The following is a 248-nucleotide window of genomic DNA, read 5'->3' as shown; positions in this document are numbered from 1 at the left end:
GTTCAGACTCTCAGCACCAAGCCGTTTAGCTGTACTAAAAACTTCAAATGGACCCGAAAAATCAAGAACTTCAGCTTGATCGTAAATGTAGATACCTATGTTCATTGCGCCTCCATGCACATAACGCCGCGTTCTTACGAATCCCCTCATAATTTCTATATAAAACAATGAGTAGACGCGCATCGCTCATTCTGATCTAATGAATTTCGCCAAAAACACACCTGATTAAATGGATTTAATAGGGAGCC

At 40.7% G+C, this 248-nt stretch carries 1 pseudogene; it reads right to left on the bottom strand.

Features of this window, described 5'->3' with window-relative positions:
* A pseudogene (locus AACW06_RS20585) lies at positions 1 to 105 on the bottom strand (DJ-1/PfpI family protein); the annotation flags it as partial.
* Positions 106 to 248 lie beyond the last annotated feature (143 nt).

Origin of the sequence: Vibrio sp. S12_S33 (assembly GCF_963889785.1) — a bacterium.
GTDB lineage: Bacteria > Pseudomonadota > Gammaproteobacteria > Enterobacterales > Vibrionaceae > Vibrio > Vibrio aestuarianus.
This window is presented reverse-complemented; position numbering and strand designations above follow the sequence as displayed.